Below are 19,524 nucleotides of genomic sequence, written 5' to 3'. Positions count from 1 at the left end.
CCAGGCTACCCCCGGGCAGTCCCGCCGGACCGTCCCGACGCGCGCCCGCCCGCGAGCCCGATCCGCGCGCGCACTACCGTGGACCCCCATGCGGAAGACGCCCCTGGTCCTGCTCGCCCTGTGCGCGGCCGTCGCGACCGCCTGTTCGGGCGGCACGACCACGGCCACCTCCCCGTCGCCGACCCAGCCGTCCGCGACGACAACGGTGTCCGAGCAGTCGACCACCGCGTCGAGCACCCCGGTGGCGGCCGACTGCGGCGCGCAATTCCTCTCCGGGCTGACTCCTCGGCGCAAGCTGGCGCAGCTGCTCACCGTCGGCGTGACCGGTCTGGCCGACGCGACGAACGCGGTCGGCGGCGAAGGCGTCGGCGGCATCTTCGTCGGCAGCTGGACCGACCCCTCGTTGCTGGCCGAAGGCCTGCTCGGTCAGGTGCAGGCCGCCTCCGCGGTGCCGGTGATGGTGACCATCGACGAAGAGGGCGGCCGCGTCTCCCGCGCCCGCGACCTCATCGGCGCGGCCCCCTCGGCCCGCGAGACCGCCGCGACCATGACCCCCGAACAGTTCTACGAGGCGACGCTGGTGCGCGGCCGGGCGCTGAGAGACCTCGGCGTGACCGTCAACTTCGCCCCCGACGTCGACGTCAGCTCCCAGCCCGACGACACCGTCATCGGCGACCGCTCCTTCTCCGACGACCCGAACGTGGTCACCCGGTACGCCGATGCCTACATCCGCGCGATGCGCGAGGTCGGCGTCGGCACCGTCATGAAGCACTTCCCCGGCCACGGCTCCGGCTCCGGCGACTCGCACACCGGCGCGGTGCGCACCCCGCCGCTGGATCAGTTGCAGGCCGTCGACCTGGCGCCCTATCGCGATCTCGTCGGTTCCGGCGCGGCCGTGATGGTCGGCCACCTCGACGTGCCCGGCCTGACCACCCCCGACGTGCCCGCCAGCATCAGCCCCCAGGTGATGTCGCTGCTGCGCGAGGGCACCGGCTACGGCGCGGCTCCCTTCGACGGCCCGATCTTCACCGACGACCTCGGTGGCATGGCCGCGATCACCGCCAGGATGGGCATCGAGCAGGCCGTCGAAGCGGCTCTGGTCGCCGGCGCCGACAACGCCCTGTGGATCACCACCGACGCCCTGTCCTCGGTGCTCGACCAACTGGAGCAGGCCGTGGCGAGCGGTCGGCTACCCGCTGACCAGGTGGACGCCTCGGTGCTGCGGATGGCGGCCTACAAGGGCCTGCTGACCTGCTGAGGCGACCCGCTGGGGACGGATCGGCCGTCGCCGAACTTACCTTGAAGTAATATCAGAGCTCCGGTATGCGGTAGGAGAGTGGATGGCGGGCGGAACGAAACGGCTTCCCCGGGCGGTGCGTGAGCAGCAGATGCTCGACGCCGCCGTGGAAGTGTTCGCGCGCAAAGGCTTCCACGAGACCTCGATGGACGCCATCGCGGCCGAGGCCAAGATCTCCAAGCCCATGTTGTACCTCTACTACGGCTCCAAGGACGAATTGTTCCGCGCCTGCATCCAGCGCGAGGGCGCCCGGCTGATCGAGTCGGTCGCGCCCGCGGGCAACCCGCTGCTCACCCCCCACGAGCAGTTGCGCACCGCGCTGGAAGCCTTCCTCGGCTTCGTCGACCAGAACCGCCGCTCCTGGCAGGTGCTCTACCGCCAGGCACTCGGCCAGGAAACCTTCGCCTCCGAGATCGACAACGCCCGCGAACGGGTCATCGAACTCACGGCCAAGCTGCTGGAATCCAGCGCCAAGCACCCCGAGCCCGGCACCAACTTCGACATCGTCGCCGCCGCCGTCATCGGCGCGGGCGAGGCGATCGCCGACCGGGTCGCGGGCGGGCGCATCGAGGTCCACGAGGCCGTCGACCTGCTCGACGACCTCGCCTGGCGTGGTCTGGCTGGTCGCAAGAAGCCCGAATAATCGCCACGGTCGTCCGGCCCACAATCTATGCCTACCCCGGTCAGCGCCTCCCCAGCGCGCTACGGCTTCGTGGCTGGTGGTGTCAGTCTTGTTCGCCGGCGTTGCGTAGCTGGTCGCCGAGTTCGTCGATCCGGTGTTGGTAGTCCTCGGCGCTGATCCGACGGACCTCGAACCCGGGTGTGGTCTCGCGGCCGTCGAGGTGGCGTCGGGTCAGTTCCCAGTGTTCGGCGACATAGGCGGGATCTTCCAGGCGACGTTGGGATTCGGTGACCAGGGCGGTGATCGCGGCGTCGCGGTCCGGCCCGACCACCCACCAGTCCTCGCCGGGGTAGTAGGCGCGGACGGTGCCGTCGGCCTGGTCGACGAATTCGGGCCGCTGGATGACGTGGGTGACCGGTTCAGGGCCGGGCTGAGGGGCCGGGTGCATAGAAGATCTCCCTCGATCCGTCTTCGTTGTGGACGTAGCAGACGTACTGCATTCCTGGGTGCCCGACGATCGGGCCGGTGTACTTGCAGTCGATCGTGGCAGGTGTGGCGCTCGCCGGTGCGGCCGCGATCGCGATCGGTGCGGCGGCCGGAATTCCCGCGGTCGCCACGATCGCCAGGACACGTACTCCCATGATGGGTCCCCCTTGTGGTGGCCGAGATACTCGGTCACAGGGATTGGACGTCGATCGGCCCGATCCGGTTCCCCGGATACTGCACCGACCGCGTGCGTCGGTCGGGCGCGGCACCCTTCGCCCGTCGACGTGCGCTGCGCGCAGGCCCGAGTAGATCCGCCGCACAGGGGGCGACGACCTACTGGGGCAGTCTGGCGATGCGATCTACCGGCAATCCGACACTCCCGTCAGTGCCGCCGAGATGAGACGTAACCCAGGTGCACAGCGACGCGCCGGGGCGGAAGGGCGCGGGCCACACTCGATCCGTTGCCTGCCTCGATCTCTGGCATCTTTCCCCATTCCCGATGCGCGTCAAACGATATGTCGGGTGGGCGATCGTACGCGTCGTCGGGCCGGCCCACGTGGCTGACGCACCAGGTCGGTGCGGTGGAGATCCGGGCCGGGGTGCTTCCGTTGCGCCGTTCGGACCTCGGTGTCAATATGTGGCGCTATCGATAGGACGGGCGGATCGGCGCCCGGGAGGAATTCGGGGGGCCGCGATGTTCGGAATGCTCAGGCCGTGTTCGCACGGGGCGGCGAAGTACGGGATCGACAGTTCGCAGTGGCAGGCGCACATGTGCGGACTGTGCCTGGGATTGCGTGACGGGCATGGTCAGCTGGCCAGGACGGCGACCAATACCGACGCGATCGTGCTCAGCGTGCTCACCGAGGCGCAGTCCGTGGAAGCCGCCGAGCGGGTCACCGCAGGCCGGTGCGCGCTGCGCGCCATGCGCCGTGCCGAGGTCGCCCCGGCCGCTGCTCCCGGTGTCCGGCTGGCCACCACCGCCTCCCTGCTGCTCGGCTCGGCGGCCTTGCGCGATCACGTCGACGACGGCGATGCCGCCGTGCTGACCCGCGGACCGATGGCGCGGGTGTCGACGTCCTGGGCCGCGAGCGCCCGGACTCAGGCGGCGCTGATCGGCCTCGATGTGGAACCGCTGGTCGCCGAGATCGGCGCGCAGACCGAGCGGGAACGCACGAGCACCGATCTCGCCGAACTCACCGCCGCCACCGAGCTGTGTGCCGCCGAATTCTTCGCGCACACCGCGATCCTCGCCGGACGTCCGGAGAACGTGGACGAACTCCGTGCCGCCGGAGGAAATTTCGGTCGCATCGCTCACCTCGCGGACGCAGTCGAAGACCTCGAAGACGATCGTGCGGCGGGACGCTTCAACGCGCTGGACGCCGCACGGACTCCGCTCACCGAGGCATACGACCTGATCCACGAGTCCGAAGCACAGCTGCGCCGATCGCTGGTCGCCGCCGAACTGGCCGAGATCCCCACCGTGCGCTGGATGCTGCTCGACCCGCTGCACACCCTGGTGCACCGGATCGGGCGTGGCGTCCCCGGCGCGATCACCCACGCCTGCACTGCTTCCCGCAGGCAGGCCGGTCCTCCGATCAGCACCCGCAAGCGTCCGCCTGCCCGCCGCCCCGGCCTCGGCGAGGGGATCGCGCTGACCCTCGGCGTGTACTGCACCGGCTACGCCTGCTTCGCCGAGCACACCAACCCGTGTACCGGAAAGCGTGAGGATGCCTGGTGGAAGAGATGCTGCGACTGCGGTAACTGCTGCTCGGGTTGTCCGGACTGCGGCAATTGCTGTAGTTGCGACGGCTGCAACTGCTGCGACTGCTGATCGCGACCACCATCGGTCGCACTCGCCGCCCGTCACGACGGATACCGGCCATTGCGCCGCTACCGCGAGATCAGCTCTTCGGTGCTGGTGTCGCGCTCGGGATCGGCGGTCAGCGACACATTGGCCATCCGCTGGATCGGCGCGTGGTGCGGGCCCGGGGCGAACAGCTACCGGCCGCGCCGCTGCCGACGCGACGACCCTCGCTCCGAGACGACCTCGACGCGAACGCGGGCACCCCGGCAATGTGAAACCGCCCTCGCATCACAGGGATTCGAGGGCGGTTTCACGTGAAGAATCCGAACCGAGACGGCCTGCCGGGTCCGAGTCGCCGGGGACCCGGCCCGCGACGCAGCGTGCCGCCCGCGACGCGGGGTGAACAGCTCAGCGCAATGTGGCTGTCAGATGCGGGTACCCCTTCTTCGGGTGCCGCATCGCCAGATCCCACCCGCCGTCCACCCGATCGGCGTACACATTCACCGTCGCGGGCAGCAGCACCGGCTTGCCGAACTTCACCGAGTACGACACCTTCTCCGGAATGCGGCCCTCGACCGTGCCCAGGATGGTGGCCGCCGACCACATGCCGTGCGCGATGGCCTTCGGGAACCCGAAAGCCTTGGCGCCCAACGCCGAGGTGTGGATCGGGTTGTGGTCACCGGAGGCGTTCGCGTAGCGGGTGATCGTCTGCTGATCGACCTTCAGCGTGCGCAGCGGCGGCGGAGGAACCTCCTCCGGCTTGGGCTCGGGCTTGGGCTCGCCCGACAGCGAGGTCTTCTGCTGGTGCAGGAAGGTGGTCACCTGCCGCCACACCAGTTCCCGGCCCACGCTGACCTCGGTGATCGCGTCGACCATCAGCCCGCGCGGATGCTCGCGCAGGTTCTCGATGTGGGTGCGCAGGTCCAGCGGTTCGCTCACCGAGATCTCGCGGGTCCGCTCGATCAGGTTCTGCGCGTGCACCGCGCCGACCGCCACGAACGGGAAGTCCCGCGCCACCACGAGTTTCATCGCGAGCGGGAAGCTGAGGATGAACGGGTAGGTCAGCGGCAGGGTGTCGCTGTAGCGCAGGCCGGTCGCGCGGCAGTAGTCGGCCAGGTGGTCGGGGTCGACCCGCAGGCCCCGCAACTCCACCACCCGGTCGGGGATGGTCTGTTTGCGCGCGGTGCCCACCGGCACCGCGCCCAGGGCGGCCTGCACGAACAGCGCGGAGTTCTTCGGCGTCTCGCGCAGCGAGATCACCTGTGTCGTGTCCGATCCCATGTGTTACCTCACGCTCCGAGCATGGCCTGGCCGCACACGCGCACCACATTGCCGTTGACGGCGTTGGATCCGGGGCTCGCGAAGTAGGCGATGGCCTCGGCGACGTCCACGGTCTGACCGCCCTGCAGCAGCGAGCTCATCAGCCGGCCCGCCTCGCGGGTGCCGACCGGGATGGCGGCGGTCATGGCGGTCTCGATGAAGCCGGGGGCCACCGCGTTGATGGTGATGCCCTTCTCGGCCAGCTTGGGCGCCTCGGCCTGCACCATGCCGATGACACCGGCCTTGGAGGCGCCGTAGTTGGTCTGGCCGCGGTTGCCCGCGATGCCGGCGATGGAGGACACGTCGATCACCCGGCCGCCCTCCTTCAGCACGCCCTTGGCCACCAGCGCTTCGGTGATGCGGTGCGGGGCAGCGAGATTCACGCCGATGACCGCGTTCCAGCGGGCGTCGTCCATATTGGCCAGCAGCTTGTCGCGGGTGATGCCTGCGTTGTGCACGATGATGTCGAGCCCGCCGAAGCGCTCGGTGACGAACGCGGCCAGCTTGTCGGCGGCGTCGGGCGCGGTGACGTCGAGGGCGAGCGCGGTGCCGCCGACCTTGTTGGCGGTCTCCGACAGCGCGTCACCGGCGGCCGGGATGTCGGCGACGATCACGGTCGCGCCGTCGCGGGCGAAGACCTCGGCGATGGTCGCGCCGATGCCGCGCGCGGCGCCGGTGACCACGGCGACCTTGCCCGCCAGCGGCTTCGCCCAATCGGCGGGCGCGGTGGCGTCGTCCTTGCCGACCCGGATGACCTGACCGGAGACGAAGGCGGACTTGGCCGAGAGCAGGAAGCGCAGCGTCGATTCCAGGCCGGTGGCGCCGGTCGAGGCCTCGGGGTGCAGGTAGACCAGCTGGGCGGTGGCGCCGCGCAGCAGCTCCTTGCCGACCGAGCGGGTGAAGCCCTCGAGCGCGCGCTGGGCGATCTGCTCCTCGACGCTCGCGGCCAGTTCCGGCGTGGTGCCGATGACCACGAGACGGCCCGAGGCGGCGACGCTGCGCATGGCGGGCTGGAAGAACTCGTAGAGCTGGGCGAGATCCTCGATGGAACCGATGCCGGTCGCGTCGAAGACGAGCGCGCCGTACTTGACGCCCTGGGCGGGCGCGTCGGCGATTTCGTAGTCGGTCAGCAGCTCGCGCAGCGGTTCGACGACCCGGCCTTTGCCGCCGAGCAGCACCGGACCGGGCAGGGCGGGTTCGCCGGGGACGTAGCGGCGCAGCGGTTCCGGCTGGGGCAGGCCCAGCTTGCTCGCCAGGAACTGACCGGGGGCGGAGTGGACGAACGATCCGTAGAGGTTGGGTGCACCCTTGCTCTTGGCTGCCACAGTTCCTACCTTTTCTCTCTCGTTTTGGCCGGTGTGAGGTGTAGCCGTGTGGTGGCGCCCCGCTCGCACGGTGCGTTCCGGTCGGGCCGGTCGGAATCGCCTCCAGGGGAGGCGCTCCCGGCGGCGGCGACCACTTTCGCGGGGTGCGGTGTCGACAATTAACTTACTCCAGAGTAAGTTTAATGTAAACCGCAGTGACGCGGTGCTCCAGCAGCGTGGACGCGGTTCGCGCGGCCGCCGGGGCAGCCCGTGTCAGGCACCGCGTACCCACTTCGGCCGCGTGGTACCGCACCTGAGACATCCATACCGACGAGACTTGGAGAGCCGAGTGACCACAGCCAGCGCCAGCAGCCCGAAGACCGCGCGTCCGGTCGCCATCGTGGGCGGCAACCGCATCCCGTTCGCTCGTTCCGACAAGGCGTACGCGAAGGCGTCCAATCAGGACATGTTCACCGCCGCCCTGGACGGTCTGGTGAGCCGCTTCAACCTGCAGGGCGAGCGGCTGGGCATGGTCGTCGGCGGCGCGGTGCTCAAGCGCGTCGGCGAGCACAGCCTGATCCGCGAGAGCGTGCTCGGCAGCCGCCTCTCGCCCTACACCCCCGCCCACGACCTGCAGCTGGCCTGCGGCACCGGCATGCAGTCGGTGGTCACCGTGGCCGACGCGATCGCGCTGGGGCGCATCGACGCGGGCATCGGCGGCGGCACCGACACCACCTCCGACGCCCCGATCGGCGTCAGCGAGCCGATGCGTGAGTGGATGCTGAAGATCAACCGCGCCCGCACCGGCAAGGAGCGCGCCAAGCTGGTCGGCCAGCTGCGCCCGGGCATGATCGGCATCGAGATCCCGCGCAACGCCGAGCCGCGCACCGGCCTGTCGATGGGCGAGCACGCCGCCGTCACCACCAAGGAATTCGGCATCAGCCGCGAGGCGCAGGACGAGCTGGCCTACCTCTCGCACAAGAACATGGCCGCCGCCTACGACCGCGGCTTCTTCGACGACCTGGTCACCCCGTTCCTCGGCCTGACCCGCGACGACAACCTGCGCCCGGACTCCTCGATCGAGAAGCTGGCCACCTTGCGGCCGGTCTTCGGCGTCAAGGCCGGTGACGCGACCATGACCGCGGGCAACTCCACCCCGCTCACCGACGGCGCGTCCGCGGTGCTGCTCTCCAGCGACGAGTGGGCCGAGAAGCGCAGCCTGCCGGTGCTGGCCCACCTGGTCGACTCCGAGGTCGCCGCCGTCGACTACGTGCACGGCCCCGACGGTCTGCTGATGGCCCCCACCTACGCGGTCCCGCGCCTGCTCGCCCGCAACGGCCTGACGCTGCAGGACTTCGACTACTACGAGATCCACGAGGCGTTCGCCTCCGTCGTGCTGGCCACCCTGCAGGCCTGGGAGTCCGACCAGTACTGCAAGGAGCGCCTGGGCCTGGACGGCGCGCTCGGCTCGATCGACCGCAGCAAGCTCAATGTCAACGGTTCCTCGCTGGCCGCGGGCCATCCCTTCGCCGCGACCGGCGGGCGCATCATCGCCTCGGCCGCCAAGCAACTCGCCGAGAACGGCGGCGGTCGCGCGCTGGTCTCGGTCTGCGCGGCAGGCGGTCAGGGCGTGGTCGCCATCATCGAGCGCTGACCGACGGGTCTACGGACCTGCCGAGCGCTGGGGGCTCGGCAGGTCCGGGGCGGCGGCTCACGTCTCCGGCAACTCGCCGTGGCCCCCGAAGGCCAGCCGCATCGCCGAGAGCACTTTGTCCGCGTACAGCGCCTGGCCGCGCGAGGAGAACCGCCCGAACAGCGCCGCGGCCAGCACCGGCGCGGGCACGCCGACGTCGATCGCGGCGTCCAGCGTCCAGCGGCCTTCTCCGGAATCGGAGACCCGGCCGCCGAAGGAGTCCAGGTTCGGATCGGCGTGCAGAGCGCCCGCCGTCAGGTCGAGCAGCCAGGACGCGACCACCGATCCACGCCGCCACACTTCTGTGACTTCCGGCACATCGATGCGGTAGCGGTAGAGCTCGGGGTGCGCCAGGGGCGTTTCCTCCGCCGAGAATTCCCCCGATTGCCTCAGGCCGTAATCGGCCTTGTGCAGAATGTTCAACCCTTCGGCGTAGGCGGCCATCGCTCCGTATTCGATGCCGTTGTGCACCATTTTCACGAAATGACCAGCACCGGCGGGTCCGCAATGCAGGTAGCCGTGTTCGGCGGGCGAGGGTTCGCCGGTGCGGCCGGGCGTGCGCGGCGCGGCCTCGACGCCGGGGGCGATCGACTTCCACAGTGGTTCCAGATATGCCACCGGTTCGGATTCCCCGCCGATCATCAGACAGAAGCCGCGTTCGAGTCCGAACACCCCGCCCGACGTGCCGACGTCGACATAGTGAATGCCCCTCGGTGCGAGCTGCCCGGCGCGTGCGATGTCGTCGTGGTAGCGACTGTTGCCGCCATCGATCACGATGTCACCGGGGTCGAGCAGGCCCGCGAGTTCGTCGATCACCGCTCCGGTCGCGCCCGCCGGAATCATCACCCACACCACCCGCGGCGTCGCCAGGGCGGCGACGAACTCACGCAGATCGGTGCTGCCCTGAAACGATTCCCCGAGTTCGGCGCGCAGGTCTTCGAGGGCGGACGCCTTGCGTTCGTAGCCGACGGCGGTGTGCCCGGCGCGCACGATCCGGCGGACGATATTGCCGCCCATCCGCCCCAGGCCGATCATTCCCAGTTGCATTCCAACCCTCTCCTCGGGTGTGGCCGGTAGCTGCTTCGACGGATCCACTCGATTCTGCGCGCAGTGTGTAACACCTGAGGGGGTGCCTCGATAAACAGATCGGCTCCGCGCAGTTGCCAGACCCCCGACCCGGCAACCGCGCGGAGCCTTTCTCGTACGGGGCGCCGGCCGTTCGCGCCGTGTTTGCCCGGGTTTCCGTCGCGCTGACGATGCGGCGCGGGGTCGGTATCGTGGCCCGAGGTTCGCACAGTGCGGGCCGGAGGATGTGAGCTTCACTGGGAGGACGGTTCGTGACCAGCGAGTCGAGCGCCGGACGCAACGGCCGGAGCGGCAAGCCCGGCGGTGAGGTCGGTCTACGTCGGCTCCTCGAATCGAATCGGATCGCCGACGCGCCCACCGCCCAGTTCCGCGCGCAGCAGCCGCCCGAGTCGCAGCGGCCCGAGGCCGACCCGCCCACCACCGCCTACCCGCGCCCGGCCGTCGCTCCCGGCGCCGAGTGGCCGGGCGACTCGACGCCGACCGTGCCGCTGTCCACCTCCGCCTCGCACCCTGACTCCCAGGCCCAGGCCCAGGCCCAGGCCCAGGCCCAGGCCCAGGCCCAGGCCCAGGCCCAGGCCCAGGCCCAGGCCCAGGCCCAGGCCCAGGCCCAGGGCTCGCCTGCGGCGCCCGGTGGCCCGCTCGGTCGGCGTGAAGGCCCACGCGACGCGGCTGGGGGCAGGTGGGGTGCGGCCGGCCGGGGTCCGAACGGCAACAGACCCGGCGGTAAGAGACCCGGAACCGGGCCGTGGTGGAAAACCCCCGAGGGCAAGCGGGCGGGCATCATCGCCGGCGCGGTGTTCGCCGTCGCGGGCCTGGCCTACCTGACCGACACGGCGATGTCCGCCGGTGAAGTCCCCCGCGGCGTCATCGTCGCAGGTATCGACATCGGCGGCATGGACGTCGATGCCGCCGACGCGAGACTGCGCAGCGCCCTCGAGGGCCGTGACGCCCAGGAAGTCGGCCTGCACCTCGGCGATGCGCGCGACAGCATGGTGCCCGCCGCCGCCGGTCTCGGCGTCGACTGGGACGGCACCTGGGATCGGATCGGCGGCCAGCCCCTCAACCCGCTCACCCGCCTCGTCTCCCTCTTCGGCACTCGCGAGGTTCGCGTCGCCAGCACCGTCGACGGCGCCGCGCTCGACCGGCAACTCGACGCCCTGCAGACCCACGACCGGCCCACCGTCGAAGGCGCCATCCGCTTCGACAACGGCAGACCCGTCGCCGTCCCGCCCGCCACCGGCCGCGTCATGGACCGCCCCGAAGCCCGCACCGTGCTGATCGAGCACTGGATGGACGGTGAGTCGCTGATCCTGCCCATGGTGCCCGCGCCCGTCGCCGTCACCACCGAGGCCGTCGACCGCGCCCTGCGCGAGATCGCCCAGCCCGCCGTCAGCGGCGACATCGTCTTCAAGGGCAAGGGCCGCGACGCCGTGCTCACCCCCGCCCAGATCGCCACCGTGCTCTCGTTCACCTCCGACGGCCAGGGCGGCCTCGCGGTGAACTACGACCAGAACGCCGCGATCGCCGCGCTCGAACCGCAGTTGAAGGAATCGGAGATCGAGCCGAAGGACGCCACCTTCGAGATCTCCGGCGGCAAGCCCACCGTGGTGCCCGCCGTCATCGGTGACAAGGTCGACTGGCCCAAGACCCTCGAACAACTGCCCGCGCTGCTCGTCGCCACCCAGCGCAGCGCGCCCGCCGTCTACGCCAAGGTCGATCCGAAGCTGACCACCGAGGCCGCGGAGAAGCTCGGAATCATCGAGCCGATGGGCGAATTCAGCACCGGCGGCTTCACCGGCCCCTCCGGCGTCAATATCGCCGTGGTCGCCGCCAAGGTGAACGGCGCGGTCGTCAAGCCGGGAGATACGTTCTCCCTCAACGAATTCACCGGCCCCCGCGGCATTGCCGAGGGCTACGTCGAGTCCGGCATCATCGACCACGGCAGGCCGAGCACCGCGGTCGGCGGTGGCATCAGCCAGTTCGCCACCACCCTCTACAACGCCGCCTACTTCGCCGGCCTCGAGGACGCGGGCCACACCGAGCACAGCTACTACATCTCGCGCTACCCCGCCGCCCGCGAGGCCACCGTCTTCGACGGCGCCATCGACCTGGCCTTCCGCAACAACACCGAAACCGGTGTCTACATCGAGGCTTTCACCACCAGCTCGCAGGTCACCGTGCGGCTGTGGGGCACCAAGACGGTGAACGTGGAGTCGATCACCGGCGAGCGCACCAAGCCCACCGAGCCGGAGACCATCACCCTGCCCGAGGGCGACGACTGCATCGCCACCCAAGGCGCGCCCGGCTTCACGATCAGCGACACCAGGGTCATCACCGACCGCGCGACCGGCGCCGAGATCTCCCGGACCACGCGCACGGTGAAATACGACCCCATTCCGGTGGTGAAGTGCGAGCCGAAGGACGAGCCCGAGAAGGCTACGGAGACCTCCGAATCCGCGGGCGGCTCCGACGACAGCGACGAGTAGCTACCGCTTCCTCGCCCACCGGATTCGCGAATACGCCGACCCGCCGCATTTCAACGGTGCACACGCTGCCGTCACCACACAACCGACTGGTGTGACGCATTGATGCAGGTAGGGCAGGGTGCGGGGCCGAATAAGCGGTACATCGGAGTTGCCCGGACAACGCTGTTTCAAACGTTACGGGTCTGATTGGTGAAATAGATCACAGAATTGCTCAGAATTGGCTGAATGCCACCAGTTCTATGGGGGCGTATGCGGTCTCTCGATGAACGACGGCCGGGCGGCGAAAGTTGGACGTCTGCCCGAGATTTCGGCGGTGATCCGCCGCCCACCGCCCCGGCATCGCGCCGAAGGGCCGTTGTTACCAGGGGAGTCCGGGGTTTCTCCCGATATTCGAGCGCACCCAGAAATGCTCCCGGCAAGAAAAATCGTGATGCGAGCGGTTCGCCCGAAACGGCAAACGAGCGGTTACCGAGTTGTTTGCCGTCCCAGGTAGAGGCCCTATTTGCTGTGAAAAGGCCGTGATAAAACTTTGGTCGATGATCATCACCGCGGTGATCGAGAAGAATTTCAAGGGGATTTCACATGAAGCTTCGTAAGATCGGTTTCGCGTTGGCCGCTTCCGCGGGCGTGTTGATGGCCGGCTCCGGTATCGCCGCCGCCGAAGAGACCCCGGCCGACCCGACCACCCCCACTGCCCCCAGCACCGGTTCGGCCGACAGCCTGGCCGACCTCCTCGGCGGTCTGTTCGGCGGCGGCACCACCACGCCGCCTGCCGACCCGGCCGACGTCGCAGAAGAGGACCCGGCCGACCCGGCCGCCCCGAGCACGGGTTCGGCTGACAGCCTGGCCGATCTCCTCGGCGGTCTGTTCGGCGGCGGCACCACCACGCCGCCTGCCGACCCGGCCGACGTCGCAGAAGAGGACCCGGCCGACCCGGCCGCCCCGAGCACGGGTTCGGCTGACAGCCTGGCCGACCTCCTGGCGGGCCTGATCGGTGGCGGCGGCGGGACCCCGGTGCCGTCCGACCCTGCCGACATCGTCGCCCCGGGTGAGCCCTCCCCGAACTCCGGTTCGGCCGACAGCCTGACCGGCGTCATCCTCCCGCTGCTGCTCTCCGGCTCGGCCGACGCCTCCGCTCAGTAATCGACTTCGCGCGATTTCGGCGAGCGGTCCGGATCTTTCGGGCCGCTCGTTTCCTTTTCCGCGAAATGCGGGCTTTGTTTTTCTCCACCTCGGGAGGTCGCGAAGTGGAGCGGAGGGCAGGGCGCACCTCGTACCGCGAAAGGCGCGGGTTCACATATCGCCTGCCACTCGATCGGCCGGCTACGTTCCGCATTCGGTTGGTGTGAACGCGGGCCGGGGATTATTCGGCTCTAGCCTACGGTGCGGATCTGCTGGTACCAGCTTCTCACTCAGGCCCCGGAAGGTGTTTGCGCACCGTCCGGGGCTGTCTTGTGTCGGCGACGTCAGCGCACCGGTTGCTCGGCGGTCGCGTTCATGTCCTCTGCGGACAAGGGGATGTGCGGCCGTGTCGCCTGGCGCGGTAAGTCGATGTGGGCGAAGCGAGAGCGGGCCGTGGATCGCCCATCCGTGAACATCTCTCGGATCCTCGAAACAACTTGGCCCGCAAATGATCTTGTGTTCACGGACGCCGACACATGCTCGGTTGTGATGTAGAGTCCCCCGGTTCGGGTCCCATCCGGGAAGACCCGAGACGGCACAGGACGGGGCCCGACAGATGACAGTGCGTGAACACGAACGTATCGACCAGCTCGCAGTCGGTCCTGATGGCCGCCTACTCCTGGCAATGACCGAGGACCGCGATTACGGCGAAGGCGCCGACCTCGAACTCACCGAGGATTTCCGGCAGAAGCTGGATGCCTACCTGGGCGCCGTGCACTCGGGAGAGGTGCGCCGGATGGCGGAGCGAGCGGGTGCCTCGGCGGCCGAGGGCATCGAGATCGTGCTGTTCAGTGCCACCGAACCGGTCGCTGCCGTTGCCGAGATGTTGACAGCGGTCAACTCGGACTTCGCCGCCGCGGGGATCACCGCGCGATGGGAGTTGTCGAGCGCCCCCGAGATCACTGCCGAACTGTACGAGCGGGCGTGTGTCGACGAGGTCGTCGCAATTCTGGGCTCGGACTGGAAGTTCGCGATCCTGTGGGTGGCCGTGATCGGCCACGAAGCGGGCGGCGGCATCCAGGTGCGCCGAACCGACGACTCCGTGGATAATCTGCAAGCCTCCGACGCCCTGCGCGAGCTGCTGTTCGAGTACAAGCAGTTCGCCCACGACCCCATCGCCGGAACCTGGCTGAGCGGCCGGATCCACATCGCCGCCCCCAGCCGCTACGAGGCCAGTTTCTCCTGGGACACCCTCCCGGAATGGACCCCGAACCCGACCGCTGAGGATGTCCGTCAGGAACTCGCCGACTACCCCCGCGTCGCCGACGAGATTCCCGCCTGGATGCGTGAACTACTCGCTTGAAGCCGGAAGGCGCGGACAGGCAGCTCTGGAAGATGGTGATCCTTCTGGCGCCTCGACCGATTGATCCGGCCGGAATCAGCCGCGCCCGACTGCTGCGGCGAGTAGCGACCAAACCGCCACGACACATGCGACCAAACCGCCACGACACGTGCGACCAAATTGCCACGCGACACGCGACCATGTTGCCACAAGGAGAGCGACCAAATCGCTGGTCGTGGCCACTGATCTGCTATCTTGCGGTGGGAGACCGCTTGTCGGTGACTTGCCCAGACCTTCCGCTGAACGAGTGAGGTATTGCCCGTGCATACTCGGCTCGGACCGGCTTTGCCACGGCACGCGGAAAAGGCGGTGGCCGATGCCCTCGCTGATACCCGCGTGGTGTTGATCAACGGTGCCCGGCAGAGCGGCAAGAGCACGCTGGTCCGCTTGGTCGCTACCGGCCGCGACACCGAGTGGCGCGATCTGGATGCGGCCCTGATGCGGCAGGCCGCGCTCAGCGATCCTGACGGATTCGTGGAGTCCGACGAGTTGATGGTGATCGACGAGATCCAACGCGCACCGGAGTTGCTGTTGTCGATCAAGGCGCGAGTCGACGCCGACGCTCGCCCAGGCCAGTACCTGCTCACCGGATCAGCCCGGGTACTCGGTCTACGGGCGCTTCCGGACACCTTGGTCGGCCGGATGGAGACGGTCGAGCTGTGGCCCTTTTCCCAAGGGGAGATCGACGGCTCACCTGATGGTTTCCTCGATGCCGTGTTCGCGCAGGGGCCCGGCCTGCGCCACGACAGCGAGGTGCGCCGGGCTGATTATGCCGAGCGGATCGTGCGCGGCGGCTTCCCCGAGGCGGTCGCCCGGACCACGGACAAACGTCGTCGCGCATTCTTCGACTCCTATATAGGCGACCTGATCGCCCGCGATGTGCGGCAGCTTTCCGAAATCGAGCGCACCGCCGAGATGCGCGCCTTGGTGCGTCTGCTCGCGGCCCGTTCCGGGCAACTGCTGGTGCCGTCCGCGCTGGGCAACGAACTCGGTTTGGGTGCGAACACCGTCAAGCGGTATCTGTCGTTGCTCGAAGAGGTATACCTGATCAAAAGGATTCCGGCGTGGTCCAGGAACCTGAGCAGCCGCGCGACCATGACACCGAAAATGGCGTTCGTCGATGCCGGTATGGCGGCGAGCATCATCGGCGCCGACGCCCGCAGTCTGCAGCGTCCCGGCGGGCATCTCGGACCGCTGTTGGAGGGATTCGTCCTGATGGAGTTGGCCCGTCAGATCGGTTGGTCGGAAACCGATGTCGCAATGCATCATTACCGCACCAAGGACCAGGTCGAAGTCGACGCGGTGCTCGAGAGCCGTCGCGGTGAGGTGGTGGGTATAGAGGTGAAGGCCGCGTCGACTGTGCGGGCCGAGGACTTCCGTCACCTGCATCACCTGGCCGATCGCCTGGGTGATGACTTCCTGGTCGGCATCGTTTTGCATACCGGACCGCAAACGCTGCCGTTCGGTCCGAAGATGCTCGCGGTTCCGGTCAGCGCGCTGTGGGAGGTTCCCCGACCCGACTGATCCGGCACGTCGGTTCGGCGCGGCTGTATCGCAGGCAGGGGATTGTCCGATGCTCTGTTCGGCTTCTTCCCGGACGGCCGGCAGCCCATTCCCGCTGGTATGCAACCGGTTCGGCACAGCATGGACGACATGTGGACGATCCCTCGCATCGACTGCGTGCGGTGGTCGGCCTCCATCGGATTCCCCGGTGTCCGCCGATATCGTGGCGTGATCGAGCAAGTCCGACAATGCTCTGTTCTCGCCGGGCGTCGGTTCCGATATGAGCAGTGTTCGCGAATTCTCAGTTACTTGTCCGATCCGTCGGCATCCTTGCTGGATACCCGCCAAAACACCTGTGGCCGAGACACATTGAAGAGACTATGCAACGCCGATGGGATATAACTAGCCTGATTCTGGGACGAGAGTTCGGTTGGTCCACGGAGTCGCGCTCGAAGTGAGCAATGAGACAAAAGGGGAAGTGTGGTCGTGGACCGGATCGACTCCGTGACGGAGCTGGTAGCAGGTGTGGGTGCTATGGCAGCGCTGGAAGCGGCAATAGGTGTGGATGTGGCGGATCGGGTATTGCATGGATCGGCCACGTTGTGCGACGTCGTAATGACCTCCTGGGCAATGGATATCGATCCGATCCAGGCCGTCGTCCAATATGCCGAAGCGGCACTGCGGCCGACGCTCGAAGCGAGTAGTTCGCGCTGCGCCTGATCTGGGCGGACTACTCAGTTCTCCTTTCGCTCGACGTCTTGAAGCGCAAGTGCGACGAAATCGCGCATAGGGATGCCGAGAGCGCTGCAGAGAGCGTGCAGTTGTTGCATGTCCGGTGATCGATCGCCGTTCTCGAAGCGCTGAATCGTGCTGACGGCCAGGCCCGTCAGTCCCGCCAGTTGCTGGCGGGTGAGGTCTCGCCGCGCACGTGCCGCCCGCAACTCGTTGCCCACCGCACGATTGATCGCCGACGAAGTCTCTTTTGCGCCCATACGGACCATTCTGAGGTCCGAACGGCTACCTGGCAAACGCATTGCGGTGTGTCCTCTTCGGCGTGGCGGCAGATGGCTTGCGAGGTGCTGACATCCGTTCGGAATTGCAACAGGTCCGAACGGACCTTATGGTGATCCGTATGGATTGGTTAGATGCCATGATTGCGGAGCGGGTGTGGTGCGCTCTCGGGGAGGCCGGAGTCGACTCGGGTGACCTGCTGGAACCCCTGGGTATCGGTGCGGACGCTCTGGCTGACCGTTTGGCCGCGCGATGCTCCTTCACGCTCGAGGAGTTGGCGCGCATCGCCGCGAGGCTGGGTTGCCGGACTGTCGACCTGCTTCCGGGTGGCCCCCGATGATGGCGGCGGCCGGGTCGCTGGTGGCGATTTGTGATGTAAGTCATGTTTGGGTTCCGGTAGTTTTCGATTGGTATGGCCACCGTTCAGCAACCGCTGTCGCGGTGCGGCAGCAGGCGGATGCGCGAGCCCGCTACGGCGACTCTCGCCGACATGTCGGGGGCGGCCGATGAGCGCCGGCGACCTCGAGCAATTCCGGCGAAGCATCGGGCGCCGGGTGCTGTTCGCCTCTCCGGTATCACACACCGGCCGTGGCCGAACGGAGCGCGGTGTGATCACCGGCGTCGACGACCGGATGGTCTACGTCGACTACGGCTACGCCAATCCGGTGTGGCCCGAACTCGGGAATTCGATCGCGACGCATCCGGCCAACCTGTCCCTCGCGGTATCGCGCCGATCGGTGGCTTCTCGTCGCCGAGCCGGTCGCCCGTCCGCCGCCACCTCGACCACGACCCGGGAAAGGCGGCCTCGATGATTCGCGTGGCCTGGAAAGCGTTTCGCACCCAGAAAACGATGGCCGAGGGAGCGGGCCGGATCGACGTGTTGCTGCTAGGCGGGACATGGAACCCGCGCGGCGACGGCATCAGCACAGCCTTCGCCCGGCATCTCGATGCCGACCGATTCGCGCCGCGTTTCGTGGAGTACCCCGCGGACTACGGACGCGCGATGTCCTACACGGAGAGCCGGGCAGCCGGACGGCAGGCGATGCTCGCTGCTCTCGACGAGGTGACCGGCAGCGTAGTGCTGGCGGGGTATTCCCAGGGTGCGGCCATCGCGGGCGATATCGCCGCGGAGATCGGGCGGGGCGAGCTGCCCTACCGGAACGTCTTGGCCTGTGCGCTCATCGCCGATCCGTTGCGTCCGTCCGGCCGCTGCGTCGGCACCGACCCGGGGGGCTACGGCATTGCCGGCGAACGTCATGTGCCCGGCCTGCCGACCTATTGGGCCGCCGCGCCCGGCGATCCGATCACGGCGCTTCCCGCGGGCAACCCGCTGCGCTCGATCGCCGACCTCACCGGCTACTTCAGCCTCGCCTCCCCGGGCGCGGCGCTGCGCTGGGGCCGAAGTCTCCTCGATACGGGCACCAGGCACGCGATGCAACGGTGGTGGTCGCTCGAGCACAGGAGGAGCTGGACAGGCGCGGTGGCCTTCGCGCGCGGCTACCTGTACGGGGGCAGGCACACCGACGACTACATCCGCCACGGACACGTGCTGCGCCTCGCCGAGACAATCAATACCCAAGTGCGCGACAGTAATTCGAGGGGGCACAGGTGATCGGCGACGATAACCTGTTCTTTCTGACGACATCGGCGATACGGGATCTCGCCGAGTCGCTGCGTGAGATTCCCGATCTGGTCGACGAACTCGCGATCACGCGAACAGGCCAAGCGAGGACAGGTCGGCGATCGGACTACCGGATGCACCGCAAGGCAGGCGAGCAGCCGCTGCCCTACAACCCGGCGGCCGCGCAGATCGCCGACCATATGCACGCAACGCTGGTCGGCTGGGTTCGACTCGTCTGCGAGCAGCGCGGGCTCAGCTACAACGGTTCCACCGCCACCGCCGGACTCGCGCGCTGGCTGGAGTCGAACATCATCGCCTTCGCCATGACCGAGGGGGTGGAGGCCGCGCCGGAGGAGATCGCCCGTGCGGTGCGCGCCGCCACCTCGATCATCAGCCCACCCACGCCGTCGGTCGACATCGACCCCTCCAAGGTGCGCCAGGCCCGCACCCATCGTCTGAATGCCTCTGGAATAGCGACTCTGGCAAAAGAACTCGGTGGCGACTATCGCACCCTGACTGTGCGCCGAATACAGACTCTGCGCGACGCGGGAAAGATCCGCCCCGTTCCCGGACCGTGGGCCCCTGACTGGCCGGAGATGTTCGTAGTCGGTGAGGTGCTCGATCAACATCTGGCCCACCCGCGACGTTCCCGCCTCGGGGCGGGAAGGTCGGCCGGCGACGCCCGGATCCGAAAGGCCGCTGCGCTTTAGGTGCGGTCGGCACGGTCTCCGCCGTCGATTCCCAGGCGCGCCCAGCCGATCATGACG

18 protein-coding genes are annotated in these 19,524 nt (G+C 68.3%); 12 read left to right on the top strand and 6 right to left on the bottom strand.

All coding sequences use genetic code 11. The features are described 5' to 3' along the window. Window positions 1–88: 88 nt before the first annotated feature. Both NS3_RS01530 and NS3_RS01525 read left to right on the top strand, forming a co-directional pair. Entirely contained in the window at window positions 89–1,258 is a 1,170-nt protein-coding gene (locus NS3_RS01530) for a glycoside hydrolase family 3 N-terminal domain-containing protein (protein WP_067852492.1), read from the top strand. Between the two features lie 82 nt (window positions 1,259–1,340). Continuing rightward, the gene (locus tag NS3_RS01525) at window positions 1,341–1,940 is read left to right on the top strand and encodes a TetR/AcrR family transcriptional regulator (protein ID WP_067852490.1); all 600 of its coding nucleotides are present in this window, start codon (window positions 1,341–1,343) and stop codon (window positions 1,938–1,940) included. Window positions 1,941–2,022: 82 nt separating this feature from the next. Here NS3_RS01525 and NS3_RS01520 read toward each other — a convergent pair whose 3' ends face one another. Together NS3_RS01520 and NS3_RS01515 are read right to left on the bottom strand one after the other, a co-directional pair. Continuing rightward, window positions 2,023–2,367 (bottom strand): hypothetical protein, encoded by a 345-nt coding sequence (locus NS3_RS01520; protein WP_067852488.1) that lies wholly within the window; start codon window positions 2,365–2,367, stop codon window positions 2,023–2,025. After that, window positions 2,339–2,560: a hypothetical protein gene (locus NS3_RS01515; protein WP_067852485.1), complete on the bottom strand. Its 222-nt coding sequence runs from the start codon at window positions 2,558–2,560 to the stop codon at window positions 2,339–2,341. The genes NS3_RS01520 and NS3_RS01515 overlap by 29 nt, the downstream gene beginning before the upstream one ends. A gap of 539 nt (window positions 2,561–3,099) precedes the next feature. Here NS3_RS01515 and NS3_RS01510 point away from each other — a divergent pair. Then, complete coding sequence (locus tag NS3_RS01510; RefSeq protein ID WP_067852483.1) at window positions 3,100–4,236, top strand: DUF5685 family protein; 1,137 nt, start codon at window positions 3,100–3,102, stop codon at window positions 4,234–4,236. Between the two features lie 381 nt (window positions 4,237–4,617). Here the strand turns inward: NS3_RS01510 and NS3_RS01505 are convergent, their stop codons facing one another. After that, a complete protein-coding gene (locus tag NS3_RS01505; RefSeq protein ID WP_067852481.1) occupies window positions 4,618–5,490 on the bottom strand; it encodes a MaoC/PaaZ C-terminal domain-containing protein in 873 nt (290 codons plus the stop codon). Window positions 5,491–5,498: 8 nt separating this feature from the next. After that, window positions 5,499–6,854, bottom strand: coding sequence for a 3-oxoacyl-ACP reductase (locus tag NS3_RS01500; protein ID WP_067852479.1), 1,356 nt, complete (start codon window positions 6,852–6,854; stop codon window positions 5,499–5,501). Window positions 6,855–7,182: 328 nt separating this feature from the next. On the opposite strand from NS3_RS01500, the gene NS3_RS01495 reads away from it, so the two are divergent. After that, window positions 7,183–8,487, top strand: a complete 1,305-nt coding sequence (locus tag NS3_RS01495) for an acetyl-CoA C-acetyltransferase (RefSeq protein WP_245649399.1) — start codon at window positions 7,183–7,185, stop codon at window positions 8,485–8,487. 57 nt (window positions 8,488–8,544) lie between these two features. On the opposite strand, the gene gnd is transcribed toward NS3_RS01495, so the two are convergent. Beyond that, entirely contained in the window at window positions 8,545–9,573 is a 1,029-nt protein-coding gene (gene gnd / locus NS3_RS01490) for a phosphogluconate dehydrogenase (NAD(+)-dependent, decarboxylating) (RefSeq protein ID WP_067852475.1), read from the bottom strand. A gap of 290 nt (window positions 9,574–9,863) precedes the next feature. Between gnd and NS3_RS01485 the strand changes: the two genes are divergently transcribed. From NS3_RS01485 to NS3_RS01465, 5 genes are all read left to right on the top strand, one after another. Continuing rightward, the gene (locus NS3_RS01485) at window positions 9,864–12,098 is read left to right on the top strand and encodes a VanW family protein (RefSeq protein ID WP_084494939.1); all 2,235 of its coding nucleotides are present in this window, start codon (window positions 9,864–9,866) and stop codon (window positions 12,096–12,098) included. A 582-nt stretch (window positions 12,099–12,680) separates the two neighbouring features. Further along, the gene (locus tag NS3_RS01480; RefSeq protein ID WP_067852473.1) at window positions 12,681–13,241 is read left to right on the top strand and encodes a hypothetical protein; all 561 of its coding nucleotides are present in this window, start codon (window positions 12,681–12,683) and stop codon (window positions 13,239–13,241) included. Between the two features lie 664 nt (window positions 13,242–13,905). Continuing rightward, on the top strand, window positions 13,906–14,583 hold the full coding sequence (locus NS3_RS01475) for a hypothetical protein (RefSeq protein WP_067852471.1): 678 nt from the start codon (window positions 13,906–13,908) through the stop codon (window positions 14,581–14,583). Window positions 14,584–14,931: 348 nt separating this feature from the next. Continuing rightward, the gene (locus NS3_RS01470) at window positions 14,932–16,146 is read left to right on the top strand and encodes an ATP-binding protein (protein WP_218018178.1); all 1,215 of its coding nucleotides are present in this window, start codon (window positions 14,932–14,934) and stop codon (window positions 16,144–16,146) included. A gap of 513 nt (window positions 16,147–16,659) precedes the next feature. Then, the gene (locus NS3_RS01465) at window positions 16,660–16,845 is read left to right on the top strand and encodes a hypothetical protein (protein WP_157101105.1); all 186 of its coding nucleotides are present in this window, start codon (window positions 16,660–16,662) and stop codon (window positions 16,843–16,845) included. Window positions 16,846–16,859: 14 nt separating this feature from the next. Here NS3_RS01465 and NS3_RS01460 read toward each other — a convergent pair whose 3' ends face one another. Next, window positions 16,860–17,117, bottom strand: coding sequence for a helix-turn-helix domain-containing protein (locus tag NS3_RS01460; RefSeq protein WP_067852464.1), 258 nt, complete (start codon window positions 17,115–17,117; stop codon window positions 16,860–16,862). A 627-nt stretch (window positions 17,118–17,744) separates the two neighbouring features. Here NS3_RS01460 and NS3_RS29395 point away from each other — a divergent pair. Genes NS3_RS29395 through NS3_RS01440 form a run of 3 tightly spaced genes read left to right on the top strand, consistent with a single transcriptional unit; the run spans window position 17,745 to window position 19,467 of the window. Beyond that, window positions 17,745–17,948 (top strand): hypothetical protein, encoded by a 204-nt coding sequence (locus NS3_RS29395; RefSeq protein ID WP_169811579.1) that lies wholly within the window; start codon window positions 17,745–17,747, stop codon window positions 17,946–17,948. A gap of 38 nt (window positions 17,949–17,986) precedes the next feature. After that, complete coding sequence (locus NS3_RS29390; RefSeq protein WP_169811578.1) at window positions 17,987–18,748, top strand: PE-PPE domain-containing protein; 762 nt, start codon at window positions 17,987–17,989, stop codon at window positions 18,746–18,748. Then, entirely contained in the window at window positions 18,745–19,467 is a 723-nt protein-coding gene (locus NS3_RS01440) for a hypothetical protein (RefSeq protein WP_067852456.1), read from the top strand. Before NS3_RS29390 ends, NS3_RS01440 begins: the two co-directional genes overlap by 4 nt. Window positions 19,468–19,524: the final 57 nt, after the last annotated feature.

It is taken from the genome of Nocardia shimofusensis NBRC 100134, assembly GCF_001613125.1.
GTDB classification, from domain to species: domain Bacteria; phylum Actinomycetota; class Actinomycetes; order Mycobacteriales; family Mycobacteriaceae; genus Nocardia; species Nocardia shimofusensis.
This window is presented reverse-complemented; position numbering and strand designations above follow the sequence as displayed.